Annotated in this window: 10 protein-coding genes; 3 read left to right on the top strand and 7 right to left on the bottom strand. The window is 49.0% G+C overall.

Annotated elements, in window-relative coordinates; translation table 11 throughout:
* Positions 1-5: 5 nt before the first annotated feature.
* From ICL55_RS25440 to ICL55_RS25425, 4 genes are all read right to left on the bottom strand, one after another.
* On the bottom strand, positions 6-8,012 hold the full coding sequence (locus ICL55_RS25440; protein WP_188102771.1) for a hypothetical protein: 8,007 nt from the start codon (positions 8,010-8,012) through the stop codon (positions 6-8).
* Positions 8,013-8,087: 75 nt separating this feature from the next.
* On the bottom strand, positions 8,088-8,819 hold the full coding sequence (locus ICL55_RS25435) for a fimbrial biogenesis chaperone (protein WP_188102769.1): 732 nt from the start codon (positions 8,817-8,819) through the stop codon (positions 8,088-8,090).
* Between the two features lie 255 nt (positions 8,820-9,074).
* A complete protein-coding gene (locus ICL55_RS25430) occupies positions 9,075-9,572 on the bottom strand; it encodes a DUF4402 domain-containing protein (protein ID WP_246496580.1) in 498 nt (165 codons plus the stop codon).
* Between the two features lie 441 nt (positions 9,573-10,013).
* Complete coding sequence (locus ICL55_RS25425; RefSeq protein WP_188102765.1) at positions 10,014-10,250, bottom strand: GlsB/YeaQ/YmgE family stress response membrane protein; 237 nt, start codon at positions 10,248-10,250, stop codon at positions 10,014-10,016.
* 173 nt (positions 10,251-10,423) lie between these two features.
* On the opposite strand from ICL55_RS25425, the gene ICL55_RS25420 reads away from it, so the two are divergent.
* Genes ICL55_RS25420 through ICL55_RS25410 form a run of 3 tightly spaced genes read left to right on the top strand, consistent with a single transcriptional unit; the run spans position 10,424 to position 11,775 of the window.
* Positions 10,424-10,861, top strand: coding sequence for a helix-turn-helix domain-containing protein (locus ICL55_RS25420; protein WP_188102762.1), 438 nt, complete (start codon positions 10,424-10,426; stop codon positions 10,859-10,861).
* Positions 10,862-10,918: 57 nt separating this feature from the next.
* Positions 10,919-11,326, top strand: coding sequence for a VOC family protein (locus ICL55_RS25415; protein WP_188102760.1), 408 nt, complete (start codon positions 10,919-10,921; stop codon positions 11,324-11,326).
* 2 nt (positions 11,327-11,328) lie between these two features.
* A complete protein-coding gene (locus tag ICL55_RS25410; RefSeq protein ID WP_188102758.1) occupies positions 11,329-11,775 on the top strand; it encodes a DUF1569 domain-containing protein in 447 nt (148 codons plus the stop codon).
* Position 11,776: 1 nt separating this feature from the next.
* On the opposite strand, the gene ICL55_RS25405 is transcribed toward ICL55_RS25410, so the two are convergent.
* From ICL55_RS25405 to ICL55_RS25395, 3 genes are all read right to left on the bottom strand, one after another.
* Positions 11,777-12,892, bottom strand: coding sequence for a PDDEXK nuclease domain-containing protein (locus ICL55_RS25405; protein ID WP_188102756.1), 1,116 nt, complete (start codon positions 12,890-12,892; stop codon positions 11,777-11,779).
* Between the two features lie 121 nt (positions 12,893-13,013).
* Positions 13,014-13,217, bottom strand: coding sequence for a hypothetical protein (locus tag ICL55_RS25400; RefSeq protein WP_188102754.1), 204 nt, complete (start codon positions 13,215-13,217; stop codon positions 13,014-13,016).
* Between the two features lie 244 nt (positions 13,218-13,461).
* Positions 13,462-15,861, bottom strand: a complete 2,400-nt coding sequence (locus tag ICL55_RS25395; protein ID WP_188102753.1) for a DUF5686 family protein — start codon at positions 15,859-15,861, stop codon at positions 13,462-13,464.
* Positions 15,862-15,964 lie beyond the last annotated feature (103 nt).

Genomic DNA, 15,964 nt, shown 5'->3' with positions numbered 1-15,964 from the left:
AGCGATTATGGGTTTCCGATAAATATCTTTTGGGACGTGACCTTACCATTTGCCAGAAATGACACGATATAAATACCATTTCCATATCGCGACCCGAGTAAATGATAACCATTGCCGGTAAATAATTTCCGGCTATATACCTGTCCTACAATATTGGTAACGCTGATAAAACACTGCTCTCCCGGCACCTTATCAAAATAGGCATACAGCGAGCCGCTCTTGTTATATACATTGAATACCGGCTCACCGGAAGAGGGCGTACTTCCCCCTTCTTTCCGGAACACGATGGAGAAGCGGCGATTATAACTGCCGGCCTCCAGATACAGGCGGTATTTATTGCCGGGCAACAGGGAAGTATATGCTCCGGTAACTGCGTCCTTCAGGTACAACGGTTGGTTATCCGGAATACGGTCACGACTCATCGTTTGAAAAGTGATCCAGCCGGTTTGCGCAATGTTAATGCCCACCGGGATCACCATGGTAGAGTCCCAGGTGTTAGGCCATGCTCCGATGGAGAGCCGTGAACTGTCTTCTGCCAGCGCATATACGTTAGGCACTGCCGGATCAGTGTTCATCAGTTTGACAGCATCCCGCTGCGTTTCAAATGCCGGGGCGGCCTCCGCATCAAAATAGATAACCAGTGGGTCACCTGGCTGCCCATTATCTGCAAAAGCGGCACTCAGCCTTAATACCGGCGTTTCCTGTGACACCCGGTGAAAGACCGGCGTCAGTGTGTTGACCCTAGCATTGTTGTTGATCGTAATACTGCCCGTCACCGGAAAAGCACCGTTTGTCACATGTACAAAGAAACCCTGCATAGATGCGATGATGTTGTTGGCAACCCCGTCGCTGGATACCCCGTTGATATAAGTACTGTAGGTACCGGTGTATTGGTCAGAAATGCCGGGATTAAAATAGTACACGGCATTGTCCACATTGGTACGCGTCCAGCCGGAGGCCGCGTTCCAGTCTATCGGAGAAGGATAAGGATTGCCTATCAGATTGAAGCCCTGCGTATAGGGCAGATGGTTATTGGAGAGCACCGGCGAGGTAACGGACTGGTTATTCACCACACCGGTCATGTCTACTGTGAATGGCGCCGAAGATGTCCCCATCTGTGCGGTATAACCCTGCATGGGCACCAGCGGGCTGGCAGCGCTGGTATAGGCTACCCAGCCGGATGAAGACCTGCTTTCGTCATAACGGTACAAAGAAGGGAAAGAGGCATTCAGGTTAATATCATCTGCCAGTTCATGGACGGTGGCCGCCTGAAAAGGTGAACTGAGGTAACGGTAGCCAAAGGCGCTGGACAAATAACGTTGTAAGGTAACGTTGCCGGTCACCTGTCCGGCGCCACTGCCGTCAATCAAAGCGGTGGCCGTTGCGGTGGAAAGTAACGTCAGCAATCCACCGGCATTGAACTGCCCGGCGGTCGGCTTCAGTATGCCGCTGATATTTAGTGTATCCGACAACGTTACACCAGCAGTATTGTTGATGGTCAGGTTTTGCAATGTCTTGTTGAAAAAAACGCCCACCGGCACCACCTGCGCGGCGTTACCATTGAATACAATGGTGCCGGTAGTAGCGATAATGGTACCGGGGCCGCTGATAACACCTCCCAGCTGAAGCGTGGCACTGGCCACGGTGACGGTGGCTCCTGTTTGTATCGTGATGTTGTTGGCATTGGCTGTTCCTGTGCCCACCAGCGGATAGTTCACCAGCCCGGAAGGAATAGTGACGTTGGTATTGCTCAGTGGCACAATGGCGGTCGACCAGTTGCCACCGGTAAACCAGTTGGTGCTCAACGCTCCTGTCCAGACAGTGCCCAGTGAAAGCTCTCCTGTTATCAGATCACCCATAGCAGTGAGCCCGGTAACCTGAATGGAGGTAGCCGAAGGAGTACTGACTGCCGGCAGCGACCAGCTGGTACCATCATACCGGGCCACTTTAAAGTTAGCGGTATTGGCACCTGCATCTACGTCGGCGGCCGCCCAGTTGAGCGTAATATTTACAGTCGTGAACACCGTACCGCTGTTAACAAGCGACCAATAACGGTTCACCCCTTTCGCAGTATCGATACCGGAGGTGGCTATATTGGGATGATTGCCCGGAGTAGTCACCCCTACTACATTGCCGGCCGTACTCACGCTGGCAAACAAAGTTGTCGCCGGTGAATAAACGAGGCTGTCTCCTATTTCAAACGTCCGCGATACCGATGAACCGGCAGCTACGTTCTTTTGCAAACGGCCATATACCCAGCCTGTATTTTGACCGGCGCCTGTCACGGTCCCTCCGGCAGGCATGATCAGGGTGTTGCTACCGGTTTTGATATTTTTTGCGGTAAACGTCAGCTTTCCACTAACGGTGACATTGGTTTGTAATACCACCTGTCCCGATAGTTTATTAACCTGCATATTATTAAAGGCCCCTGTAGACGTTACCTGTTGATTGGCCCATCCGGCAAAATAGATAGTGGAGCCGGTATTGGTAAATGCACCACTGGTCATCGTCCAGTTTCCTAACAGTGTATCGGTATAACTGCCAGGGACAAACGTGCCGTTGCTCAGGGAGAAATCATTCAGGATGGTTAACGGCGCCGATGCAGTTTTGGTGCCGGCGGTGGAAATGACCAAATTGCCATATGGTGTGGCAGCGGAAACGGCTTGTGTGGTACCACCGTATTCCACAAAACTTAGAGTGTCCAGTGAATAAGTATCAAAAGCGGGCAGGCTGTTGACACCTCGTACAATCAGTCGGGCGCTGTTGTTAATAGTCAGCGCACCTCCGTTAACGGCATCTTCCGTAATGGTGGAATCTTTGGTATCCAGCACGCCCGAAAGGATGTCCAGCACCGTCATCAGAGAAAGAGACCGGCCCAACGAGACCACGGCGTTGTTCGATTTTTGTACTTCCAGCGTAGCCAGATTAAAAGGATTGACAGTCCCCCCGATAACAGAAGCACTGGCGCCTGTCATCACCGGTGTGCCAACAGAAGCATCCAGCGTGTCGTTCAGGGTGAGGTTGCTCATCACATTGAAGTTGGAATTGGCCGTTGTATTGCCGTTGATGACCAGGTTGTAAAAAGAAGTGCTGTCGCTACCCGTCAGGTCAGCACCAGCGCCTGTCATGGTAAAAGTAGATGTGCCACCATGCAGCGTGCCATTACTCTCGATATCGCCCCCAATGGTATAACTATTACCACCAGCATTTAATACTGCGTTCCCATTGATATACAGGTCTCCGCCAACGGTCCACCCCGCGCCGGGAGTAACACCTACTGTATTGGCGATGGTGACCGCATTCAGGCTGGTAGGCGTACCTGTTACCGTCATTGCCGCAGTACCGCCAAATATCACGGTACCGGTACTGGTGAAGTTGGTACCGGTCAACTGAATATTCTGTGCTGCTGATGGGTTAAAGTTCAGTATGCCACTGCTGGTGACAGTACCGTTGTTGGTGAAACTGCCGCTGATGGTATGCGTGGAAACACCTCCATTGAAAGTCGCGCCACTGCTGATATTAAATGCTACCAGTACAATCCAGCCCACACTTGCGGTCACTCCTGCAGTGTTGTTGATGTTCAGTGTTGCGTAAGTGGGGGAACTGGTGGAGTTTAATATCGGCGCCACGCTGCCGTTAAAATTGATCACCCCGCTGGAATTGGATACTACAGCGTTTACAAAGCGTATTGTTTGCACAACGGTACCGGAGAAGGTAGTGACACCATTACTGATCAGCGACCCGTTGTTGATCAAATCACCGTTAACGGTGGCGGACCCGCTACCGCCGTTATACGAGGCACCGGTAAGGATTTGAAGCAGCCCGTTGTAGACAATATTGCTACCGGCCACACTGTAACTTCCATATACGGTCACCCTGTTGAAAGTGGTATTGCCGGTGATGGTTTTTCCGCTGCCATTCAGCGTCACCGTTCCGCTACCGCCGTTGAAAGTACCGGCATTGTTCCAGTTGCCGTACAGACTAGTAGTATAGGTACCTGCGCTCAGGGTAGCGCCTGCGCCGATCTGCAGATCGCTATTGACAGTAATGTTGGCCGCCAGGCTTTTAGTACCGCTGCCTGCCAATGTCAGATAACCATAAGCGATGCCGCCCGTCACCGTTTGTGCGGTACCGTTATACACCACGGTACTGCTGTTACCCAGCTGGTATTGTGTGTAACCGGATGGGAAGTTAGCGGCGCCGCCTACATTCAGGGTAGCCCCATTGGCCAGTGTAAAAATGCCACCGGGTGCATTGCGGTTAATGTTATACGTAGAAAGAGAAAGCGTACCGGCATTAACAGTCAGGTTACCGCTGACAATTACATTACCGGTAAGCGTGGCTGCATTACCGGCTTTATTAACGATGAGGTTATTAAAAGTGGTGGCTGAGATGTTCTGGTTATTGCCGCCGGTAAGGGTGACGGTACCGGAGCCGGGTGTAAATACTCCGCTCGTATTCCAGTTGCCCCCTACGGTCAGCGAAGACGAGCCTCCTTTGGCGGTAGCCCCGGTGTTGATGTTAAAATCACCGTTGATGGTGGTAGCCGCATTGATACTAAGATCACCGCTATTGACAGTCACATTTCCATTAGCAGTAGTAGTACTGCCGATCAGCGCGCTGCCGCCGGTTTTGGTGATGTTCAGCTGATTATAGGTAAGACCGGCCACAGTCTGATTGCTGCTGCCATTGTAAGTCACGGTGCCGGACCCTGCGTTGAAAGCGCCGTTGGTGTAGTTAAAGTTGCCGCCGATAGTCAGTCCACCGGTACCCGAACAGGTGATCGCGGCATTGCCGGATTGCGTTAATGCTCCGCCTACGGTAACGTTGCCATTACCGATATTGAGTTGTATGTTATGTCCTGTCGTGCCGTCACTCAACGAAAGGTTGCCGTTTACCGTCAGGTTTTGATTATTAACATTGATAGTATGTGTAACGTTAGCCGACCATATACCGGTTATATTTCCCTGTGTAGTCAGGGAGCCTCCTGCTGCCAGGGTAACGGTGGCGGCCTGGACGCTGCCAAAAGAGATGCCGGCAACGGTCACACTATTGCTGATAGTTGGTTGGTTCGTAAAAGCGATCGTTCCTATTTCCACCACATCCCCTGTTCCCGGAGGACGGGAAGGAGATCCCTGCGCCACCGTCCAGTTAGCGGCGGTATTCCAGTCGCTGCTGACCGACCCATTCCATCTTACTACATTGGAAGTAGCGGCCAGGGTATATCTGCCGGTAAAACTGGCTGACAGTAACGTGGCTTGCTCTACGTAATTGTTGGTGGTGCTGCTGGCCGTGTTGCCATATATAGCCCAGCCGGAACCGGTGTTCCGCCAGATGCTCAGATTGGATTCATTGTTGCCGTTCAGCTCTGCATCTTCATAATGAAAACGCAATGTTGTGGCCGCCAATGTGATTCCTGAAGAAGTAATATTATACTCGCGGTTAACGGCGGTACCGGAGGGGAAATCGGCCACTACCTGTGGGTTAACGGATACTGTAATAGAGCCGGTCAGCGTCACACCGGTGAGGGTGATGGTATTGTAGGGACCTTCAAAGGCATAAGCCACTCCCAGCGAGAATGCATGGGAGTGCTGGATATTACCCAGTATGATCCCATTACCGCTTCTGTTACCGGTGATGGTCACTGTATTGCTGCCGGTAAGCATGGTACCGCTGGTCATGGTCAATGTTTGCACCGAAACATTGTTTTGCAATGTCACCTGGTTGGTACCCGCAGTTTTATTAAGCACCAGCGTATTAAAGGTACTGGCCCCTGTAAGGGTGGTATTACTGCCCCCTCCCAGGGTGACAGTACCGGTAGCAGCAGTAAAGGTGCCGCTGTTGATCCAGTTGCCCAGGATAGTCAGTGATTGTGAAGTGCCTCCGTTGAAAGTAGTTCCTGTGGTGATGGTAAAATCATTATTCACGGTCACCGTACCACCCAATGTTTTAGTATTGGCATTGCTCACGGTAAGATTATAAAACGTGCCGGCAGGAATAGTTTGTGTACCTGCCCCGTTGAAGTTCACCGTATTCGGCACCGTTGTGGTAACGTTCAGCGTGCCGGCCGTAATGGTATATGTACCGGCTATTCCCAGCACGGCATTGGCCGATAGCTGCAGCGAAGTGCCATTCAGCGTTACGTTGTACAGATTGGCGGAGCCATTGAGGAAGCTGCTGCCGGCAAAGGTAGCCGTACCTGCACTGGCTGTAAAAGCACCTTGTATATCGAGTGTGTTATTCAAAGAAAAACTGGTGGAAGACGTCACGGAGCCGGCCACGGAAAGCGTACCAAAGGTGATGGTGCCGCTGCCCGAAAATGTTTTGTTGGCGCCGCTCATGATCACTGTTCCGCCGGTACCATTGAAACTCCCGTTGACAGTAAGGTTGCCGGTGAGCGTAACACCGGAAGCAGCAGTCACAGCACCGGAGACAATCAGGTTTTCCAGCGAGATACCTGTACCGCTGATAGTTTTACTGCTGCCGCTCATGGTGATGGTGCCGCCCGTGAGATGGGTAAAAGTACCCGGAGGCGATGTGGCCAGGTTTCCGGTAATGGTAATAGCAGTACCTGCAGCAGCGGTGATATTTGTGGCAGCAGCAGTAAGGTTGTTAAAATTCTGCGTGCCTGAGCCGCTGATACTACTGCCTGCCCCCGTCATTGTCACCGTTCCGGTGTTGCCATTAAAGGTGCCGTTAGTAGTCCAGTTACCGGCAGCGGTAATGTTATAACTACCACCATTAAACGTAGTAGAGGCGCCTATCACCACATTACCGCTCACGGTCATATCTGCCCCGGCGGTATAGGTAACGGAAGTGCCGCTTCCTATGGTGGACGTCAGGTTGCCAGCCACGGTAAATGGCGTGGCTGGCAATGTTTTCACAGCGGCACCACTACCGGACGACAAGGTCAGGTTACCATACGTTTGCTGCCCGACCACCTGACTGGTCCCGTAATATTCCACCGTGCTGGTCAGACTGAGCGATACCGTGCTGTAGTTGAGCGGAAAGGTATTGGTACCGCCAATCCTCAACGTGGCATTGTTGGCTACCGTAAGCGCCCCTCCGGTGATGGTAGTGCCCCTGTTGGCCGTATAAGAAGAAAGGTCCAGCGTGCCGGATAAGACAACGATATTACCGGCAGTAGCCGTAGTGGCGTTGAGGCTATTGAGATTGCCCGCAGGCGTTTTGATGGTGCTGCCACTTACACGGAGTGTTCCGTATGTCAAATTGTTTCTGATAGTCTGATTCACCAGTGTGCCGCTGTATTCTACAATGCTGCCCTGCGTTAAACTAACCGTACCGGTAATTGCATAGTTACCGGCCATAGTGGCCGCATTCACGCGGAGCACGCCACCATCTGTTACGGAGAGGGTGCCCGCTCCTGAGACGACCGGCGGGGTGGCCACGTCAGCGGGAATAAATGTGCCATTTACGCTGAAGGCAAGAGACACGTTCATGTTCACATTCTGCGTTGTGACGCTGCCCACGCCAATGGTAAGCCGCCGGAAGGTAGTGGTAGCACTCCCTCCGATAGCCTGTGTGGTACCGGCCATAATGACCTTGGCATTGGTACTGGTAGTGCTGTAGGTGCCCGCATTGGTCCAGTTGCCCTGCACCGTCAGCGTAACACCGCCTTGCGAAATAGTACTTCCCGTGCTAATCGACAGGTTTCTGGCTACCGTGAGATTTTTACTGATGGTGAGATATACCGTTTGCCCGGCACCCACTGTCAGCGACCGACAGGCGGAACTTGTATTGACAGTAGGATAAAAAAGTCCGACAAAACTGGCATCGCCGAGCACCGCATCCACATTGCTGTTAGGCACGCCTGCTGTCCAGTTCAAACTGTTGGACCAAGAGCTGCTGAACAATCCTGTCCAGCTGGTTTGCCCAAACAACAGACACGGCAGCAACAACCAGCCGGCCAGCATCCCCCATCCGAAACACCGGGACTTAACGCCCGGCGTATGTTTCCTGCCGTACCATAGCTGTATGATTAAATGTACCATCACCTCATAAAAGATTACTGGGTTGATTGTTCCGGTCTGCAATGGCTTTCCGGCTTTGCCGGCGATATCGGGGCCTTATCTTAATGGTAGTTCTGCTGCTGCCAGTTGTGAAGTCTTTGATTGAGCACTAACGGAGTATGTTACACGAAGTTTTCCTGTGTGGAAATTTGTCCCGGGCGCATTATTCAGTGGAAGATGCAAATACCGTTGTTGATTGGGGGTATATACAGCAAGCCCATTGGCCGTTGCTACCTGTATCTTTTTTCCCTGCGGTGAAATATAATCTACCGTCACATCGCCGTAAACGGATGCATTGCCTGTCCGGTTGAAAAGCATGGTCAACCGCGGGCCTTTTTCCATGTCCAGCGAAAGATCTGACAGTTGTACACTTGCCGTGGTATTGCCTGCCCGCACGATCACCGGTATGGTGATGCCAAATACCGGTGTAAGTTTCACATTAATATCACTGTGACCTGCATTATCAGGATTGTCCGCCGGGCCTTCATCCGGCACCGCTCTGAAATAGAGATGCGACCGGTATTCTCCCGGGGCAAGTTGCGCCACACCAGTCAACTGTAGTTTTACCACCTGCGCTTCATTCGGGCCCAGTACCACGCTACGGGGGAAAAACCGGAGATATTTGCTGGCGAACAACTGACCTGAATCCGGTTCAGTGATCTGCTCAAATGTTCCGTTTTTATTCATTCTGATTTCCAAAAAGGAGATTACATACCTGGCGGTATCCTTTCCCGCATTGGCAAGATTGAGTTCCACCGAACGTTGTGCTCCTTCAAAAACGGCTCTCACGGGAGTTATCAACAGATTCCCCTGGGCAACTACAGGTTTGTGAAACAACAAGGCAACTGAAAAAATAAAAGTAAAAAAAGCGATAGACCTGGATTTTGGTTGTGCCGGCAACAACTCCATAATTTGTTGATTTTTTTCCACTGAGATAAACGACGATTATGTACATATCTACACACCCACAGCCAGTACAATTGGCTGCTTGCAGGTGTCGCATATTCTTTTGAGACACCTGTTCAATACCATATCATGGCTGAATTAATTATAATTAACCGTTACATCGAAAGGAGTACCGGACACATACGTGCCTGCAGGTTGCGCTGCGCTCACATTTAGTGTAGCCCCTACCGTAAGGGTTTGTGTACCGGATGACAACTGTCCCACGCCGGAAGGGTTACTGACGAAATTGGTTACCGTCATGGTGTTGGAGCCGCTGGTAATAGTGAGCGCTGTGGAAGGCAGTGTAATACTGTAAGTGTAATTGCCGGTCCCTGTTACGGTGAAAGACGCAGCAGTAACTGTTCCGGTAGCCGTGCTGGGTAATGTGGCGCCTCCTGTTACTGTGCGCACGCCGGCCGGGGAAAGCACTACGGTTCCTCCGGCAGTAGACTGTACGGCCACATTACCAAAGTTCATGTCCACGTCCTTCGTAATGCTGATAGGCGTTACAATAGTGGCGGTTGCAGTTGCGGAAGCAGTTTCCTGCGCATAGACATTTGCGGTAGAAAAAGCGGAGGCCAGCAATAACGCTGCCATAAGGTTTGGTGTTTTCATACGATCTTGTTGAGGGGACAAAGATTATGGTTATCAAAAATAAAATGTTCGCTGGTTACTGCCCACGCCTTATTCCAGGCTGCACGAGGTGCTAAATAGTATCCGGTCTTAACGTTCGCATATCGTTGTTATGAAGATAAAAAAAAACAACAACTATTCCAATTTACGTTTTTTTTCTATCAACTTTCAAGCCATGATCCATCAAATGTTCCGGTTTGTATGCTATAACTATTACGTATCTACGTTCTGGAATATCGTCTATAAATGATAGCAAACTCCACACTAAAAAACATGATCCTTATCCTGTATGCCGTTGCGCCACACCGCGATTTCATATGTCCGTTACGGTTATATCTTTCAAAGAGAGAAAATAAAAAACGCCGGTATTTTCTTACCGGCGTTTTTCTTCGCTATCAAAGATGATTACCGCTTGACAAGGCGTATCAGCCAGATCAATATAATGGAGCCTATCAGCGCTACGATCAACGAACCGATCAGGCCATTGCCCATATGCAGCCCCAGTTTACCGAAAATCCAGCCTCCCAGCCAGCCGCCAATGATTCCCACAATAATATCTACAATAATCCCAAACCCGTCACCACGCATAATTTTACCGGCCAGCCAGCCAGCGATGCCTCCGATAATAATAGTCCAGATCATAATGATGAGTTTTAATGTACTCATCAATTTACAGCAAAATTTTCATGTTTATTTGTTATTTTTTGTTAATACATACTACAGAGTAGATCTTTACAGATAATAAATAATTAATTTGTAATAATTTATCCTGCGAAATGACTATTTTTCGGGGACTTCGTAAAAACCGGTAGTCTATGACAGGCCCGCAATATCCGAGAATGTATTTGTACCGGCGGCTGGTCCAGGCCAAACTTTTTATTGACCGGCACTATGCTGAGGCTATAGACCTCGACTGTATCGCCGACGAAGCCTATTTCTCCAAATTCCATTTCATCAAGCAGTTTAAAGCGATTTATCACCAGACGCCCCACCAGTACCTCAAAACAGTGAGAATAGAAAAAGCGCGGCAGCTGCTACAGGAAGGCACCCCCGTTTCAGATACCTGTTATGCCGTCGGCTTTGAAAGTATCAGCTCTTTCAGCCATCTCTTCAAACGCGCCACCGGCATGGCACCCTCCGCTTATCTTCAGCAACACCAGGCACTCAAAGCACAGGTAGCCGCCACTCCGCTGGCATATATACCCGGCTGCTTCGCCGAAAAATACGGATGGCTCCCAAAACAGCAATTTTGAACAAATGAAATAGCGGAGCATCATCGTCCTTTGTAACAGAAAACTAAAGATATCCCGATGATCACACAAGTAACACACATGACGGTTTACGTGCTGGACCAAAACCGTGCGCTGGATTTTTACACCAATAAACTCGGCTTCCGCGTGGTCACCGATGTGCCCATGGGCAAAGATGTCCGCTGGCTCACCGTTTCCCCGCCACAGCAACCAGGCCTCGAAATCGTGCTCTCCCCCGTTTCCACCGCGATGTTCAAACAGGAAACCGTGGATGCTATGACAGACCTTGTCAGCAAAGGCACCTTCGGCGTAGCCGTACTCACCTGCGACGATATCTACGCTACCTACGAGGAAATGACCGCCAAAGGCGTGGAATTCACCAAAGCACCCAAAAAAGAATTCTATGGCACCGAGGCTATTTTCAAAGACGATTCCGGTAACTGGTTTTCCCTGGCTCAACTCACCTGAATATGAAAACACTCCTTGACCCCGTAGTACGGGAAGAAATCATCCGGCGTATCAACGCCCTTCCACCCGATGCCAGCCCCGAATGGGGCCACATGACCCTTTACCAGATGCTCAAACACTGCCGCCTCTGGGAAGAAATGGCACTGGGCCACAAAACCTACAAGCGCAAACTGATAAGTTTCCTTTTCGGTAAAACGATACTGAAACAAATACTCAAAGACGAGAAACCGATGATGCGTGGCGCATCTACCGTTGCGGCCATGAAAATCACAGGGCCGGACGGCGATATCTCCGAAGAAAAAACAAAATGGATAACACTGCTACAGTCTTATGCGCAGGCAGCTGTTCAGTCAGTAAACCATCCTTTCTTCGGCAAAATGACCCGTGACCAGATGGGGCAGCTGGCATATAAACATATTGATCATCATTTGAGGCAGTTCAGGGGGTGATTTAAATCATCCCCATTTTCTCCTGCTCCTCTTCAATGATCCTGGCAAGTTCTGTCTCACTTGGCAGATTAATCATGTATTTTGAAACAAATACTTGTTGAGATAAACCCGCCGTCGCATACCTGACAAGATTCTCGTTTTTACTGGCACATAAAACAATACCTACAGGCGGATTATCGCCCTCACTCATTTCATGCTCTCTGAAAAAGTTTAGATATACATTCATTTGCCCGGCATCGGCATGCGTAAACTCACCTATTTTCAAGTCTAACAATACATGGCATTTCAATACCCTGTGATAAAAAACCAGATCAATACGATAATGAGTATTATCAAAAGTTATACGTCGCTGTCGGGCCTCAAAACAGAATCCTCGTCCCAATTCCAATAGAAATGTCTGGAGGTGGTTAATAATCGCTTCTTCCAAATCAGTTTCCGAGTATGCGTTTTTCTCTTCCAATCCCAGAAACTCCAGCATATAGGGATCTCTAAAAACATGCTCAGGCTTTAACACTTGTTCCCGTATCTGCCCTTTCATAACAAACTCTTTATCCAGGCTTAATCCTGTTCGTTCATACAGCAAGCTGTTTATAGCCCGCTGTAGCTCACGCACGCTCCAATTGTTTTTTATGGCCTCCTGCTCATAAAAACAGCGTTTCAATGGCATGTCGAGCTTTAGTAACTCTATAAAGTGAGAAAAACTCAGTTGTGTAATCAGGGAATCTACTTCAACAGCAGTATTTGCGCTCCCGGAAGATTTTGCGGACAGTGTCCGCAAAATTCCAATCCGTTGTAAATCAGCATAATAATAACCAAAGACGGTTCCTTGAAAAAAATGCGGATAGGCTTTATAAAAGTCCTTGCAGAGATACAAATGACGTTCTCTGATTGACAAAACACCTGTCTCATTTAGCCTTAAAATGATGTTTTTGTATAACCCACGACCATACCCTGCACGATCTTCGCCCTTTTGCTCATATTCAACAATATAAAATCCTATGATTAGATTACGTAAAGTCAACGCAGTATTTACCTGCTTTTGAATATGACTTAAAAAATATTGATTGGTTTCCCGAATGTCATAAACCAGTTTTTCAATATTGAGCGTTGTTTCCATACTTACTTATCAGGAATATAGTACACAGATTTTATGCTAACGTATCAGATAAATATATAGCACCCTAAGCCTCACACACGTGGAAGCCGACGACAGTATTGGGGTTCAACATCGTATATGACTATTGATTATTGGGGTCAACCTTTTTTCTTAGGAACAACTCAGCAAAAACTCCCTCCAGTTCAGTATATGGCTCTCTAAAATTACCATCCCAGTCAAGGATACCTGCGCCCACAAACGAACGCAACGCTTCCTCCGGTGTAACATCTTCCCTGAGCTGCTCTTCTGCCAATTCCATTAGTGCATTAAATTCTGCATCACTCATTGTAAAATGGTTGCATAAGCAAATATATCCCTTCACTTTTTACTTTTCAAATTTAGTAAGCACACCTTACTAAAAAAACACACCAAATACAATTCGATAAAACACCACAGGCCAGACACAAGAAAAACAGCCACAGATCTTACATACAAAACATTCCCTCTCACGCTGTCCGTAAAATTTTGATTTATTACAAATCAATATGATAAAAATAAAATACTACAAAAAATTCAATCATCACACCCGGCTAAAACTGCAACCTGAAACTTCCGAACACACCAAAATCCGCGTTATGTTTCGTCGACGACGGCTGCGGATAAAATCGCCATACAGCATCCACCCGGAAGAAGCGGAAAATATTATCAAAGCCGGTGCCCACCTCCGTATAGATGTTACCGTTAAGAGACCGCATACCATAACGGCTATATTCCATCTGGTTATATACACGGTTCCTATGTGATAAATCACCAATCACTGACTTCACATTCCAGAACTGACGCACGCCCGTTCTGCGCATGAAAGGCAACAGGTTCAGCAGCTTACCATTGAAATTGTGTTCTATATTGACACCTGCATAACGGTCGCTGAAGAACTCATATTTGTTCATCAGGCTGAAAGCTTCTTTGTTATAATAGTAGGTCTCATTGCCCGGATGTACCTGCAGCAACATAAAAGGCAGCTTGTCCGCAAAGATCTGCCCGGCATATACCATGTAGTTGATACGCCCCCAGCCGGTCAGATTAAACTGCTGCCGCACACTCATACTCACCTTATGATACTGGTATTTGCTGTCCAGCACTCCTGATGGCGCCAGGGAATAAGCGATTTCGGTGACCGGCAGATTGCTCCGCACCCGCCTTGTTTTACGGAAAGTACGCACTTCCTTCTCTCCGGGCGCATAGCGGAATTTCAGCTGAAATTCTGTATTAACGACCTTTTCATGCTCTCCCGACAGGAAGATCTTATGCGGCGGCAACGGTTCAAATGTGGTATAGCAGGTACGGGAAACAGTACCCTGTAAGGAGAACTCCTGTGGAAACTGTTTGATGGCGGATACCCGCATATCCGCCTCGCGGATAAACTTCTGCGGGATACCACGGCGCCGCACCAGCTGGCCGAAGATATTGTCTAACGACACTTCCTCGCCGTTAAATCCACGTTGATTATTATCCAGATCATCTTTATAAGAAGCAAAAACCTGCCATCCGTTATCTTTAGGCCAGGTATAGGACACGGCCATCTTACCTTTCAGCGACTCGTCTTTCATACCATAGGCAAGGTAACCATTCAATCGCCAGTTACGGCTGAACTCAGCGGTAGTACCCAGATCAAACCGCACCCGCGGCCCTTCTACCCGGTTGCGGCTCACCCATTTGTACCATGGCCCGATCTCCACCTTGCCCAGTTTGATATGCCCATCTACCAAAAAAGTAATGGTATTACTCAACCGCCGGAAGGAAGGCAGCGATTTCAGTGTATCCACTAACGTTATAGCATGTTTCTCGTTGCGCGTCAGTGTCTCCGGCCGATGCTGCTCCATATATGCTTTACCGCCTGTCGTCGCGCTGTCCGGAATCACCACTTCTTCATTTCTGCGGTTGGTATTAAGCTTAGCGGTAATAAAATCCTGATTGGTCGTAATATGACTGTACAAGGTTGTTTTACGGCCGATGAAGGTAGTCCTGGATTTTCCCAAAGGGGCCAGTTCCACCACAAAACGATCTTTCGTGACCACCCACTCTTTTTCCCGTTGTTGTGTGAACTCCTGAATGATGTCCAGCCGTTTTACGAAGTTGATATTCACGGCGCCCACCACCGACAAACTGATTTTCTGTATGGCCCAGGTGGAGGCCTGTATCCAGCAATCGCCGGCAAACAGGTTTTCACCTTCCTGCTTTGGCGTAAAAGCAAGATGGTAGAATTGTTCTCCGTGTTGGGTAACCGTATCGAGCCCCTTGTAGTTGTAGTAGCGGTCACCTATGCTGCTGAGCGGACTGATAAACTCACGTCCGAAAACCAACATGGAGTTGTGATAAGTATTGATTTTTTGATTGATGCCGCCCATATATTCCATCACAGACTCATTTTTGATGCCACTGCTATTCACGGCACGGATCTCTTCCCGCACTCTGGACGGGCTGCCGGACACATAATAATCCGATACTGACTCACTCAGGAATACCGGTAGAAAAGGTGTTTGCTCGGAAGTAGAATCTATCCGCCGGGTAACAAACGAATATGGTTTCATGAGACGTGATTTCTCCCAGCGTTGTTTGTTGATATTAGAGACATCGATCTCCAGTTTGTTATATAGTTCGGCATAATAACTATCATAATGACCGGGCGCATTGGCTCCTTTATGCGCCACTATCTGCCGCCACCATACCAGCCCTTTGTCCATCTTTGCTTTCACCTCCACCCCCAGTTTCATGGTGGCCTCCAGCTGCACCAGCAATGAGGACACCTCAGTAGCCGCCAGTGGAACCATTTTCTGATCATATCCCACATAACGCACTACCAGCGTATCTTCCCGACGGGAACTTCTGGCCAGTTTAAAATAACCGGCACTGTCCGTCATCACGCCGTAGCCGGCGGCTTTCCAATATACAGTAGCGAATGGTAACGGCTCTTCAGTAAATTTGTTCACCACCCTCCCGCTTGTCGTAGCGGAATGCTGAGCCCAAACCTGGTTTGCAGACAATAGCAAACAAAATAACACCACCCATCCCTTCAAAGTACAGACTAAGGTT

It is taken from the genome of Chitinophaga varians, from assembly GCF_014529945.1.
Classification (GTDB): domain Bacteria; phylum Bacteroidota; class Bacteroidia; order Chitinophagales; family Chitinophagaceae; genus Chitinophaga; species Chitinophaga varians.
This window is presented reverse-complemented; position numbering and strand designations above follow the sequence as displayed.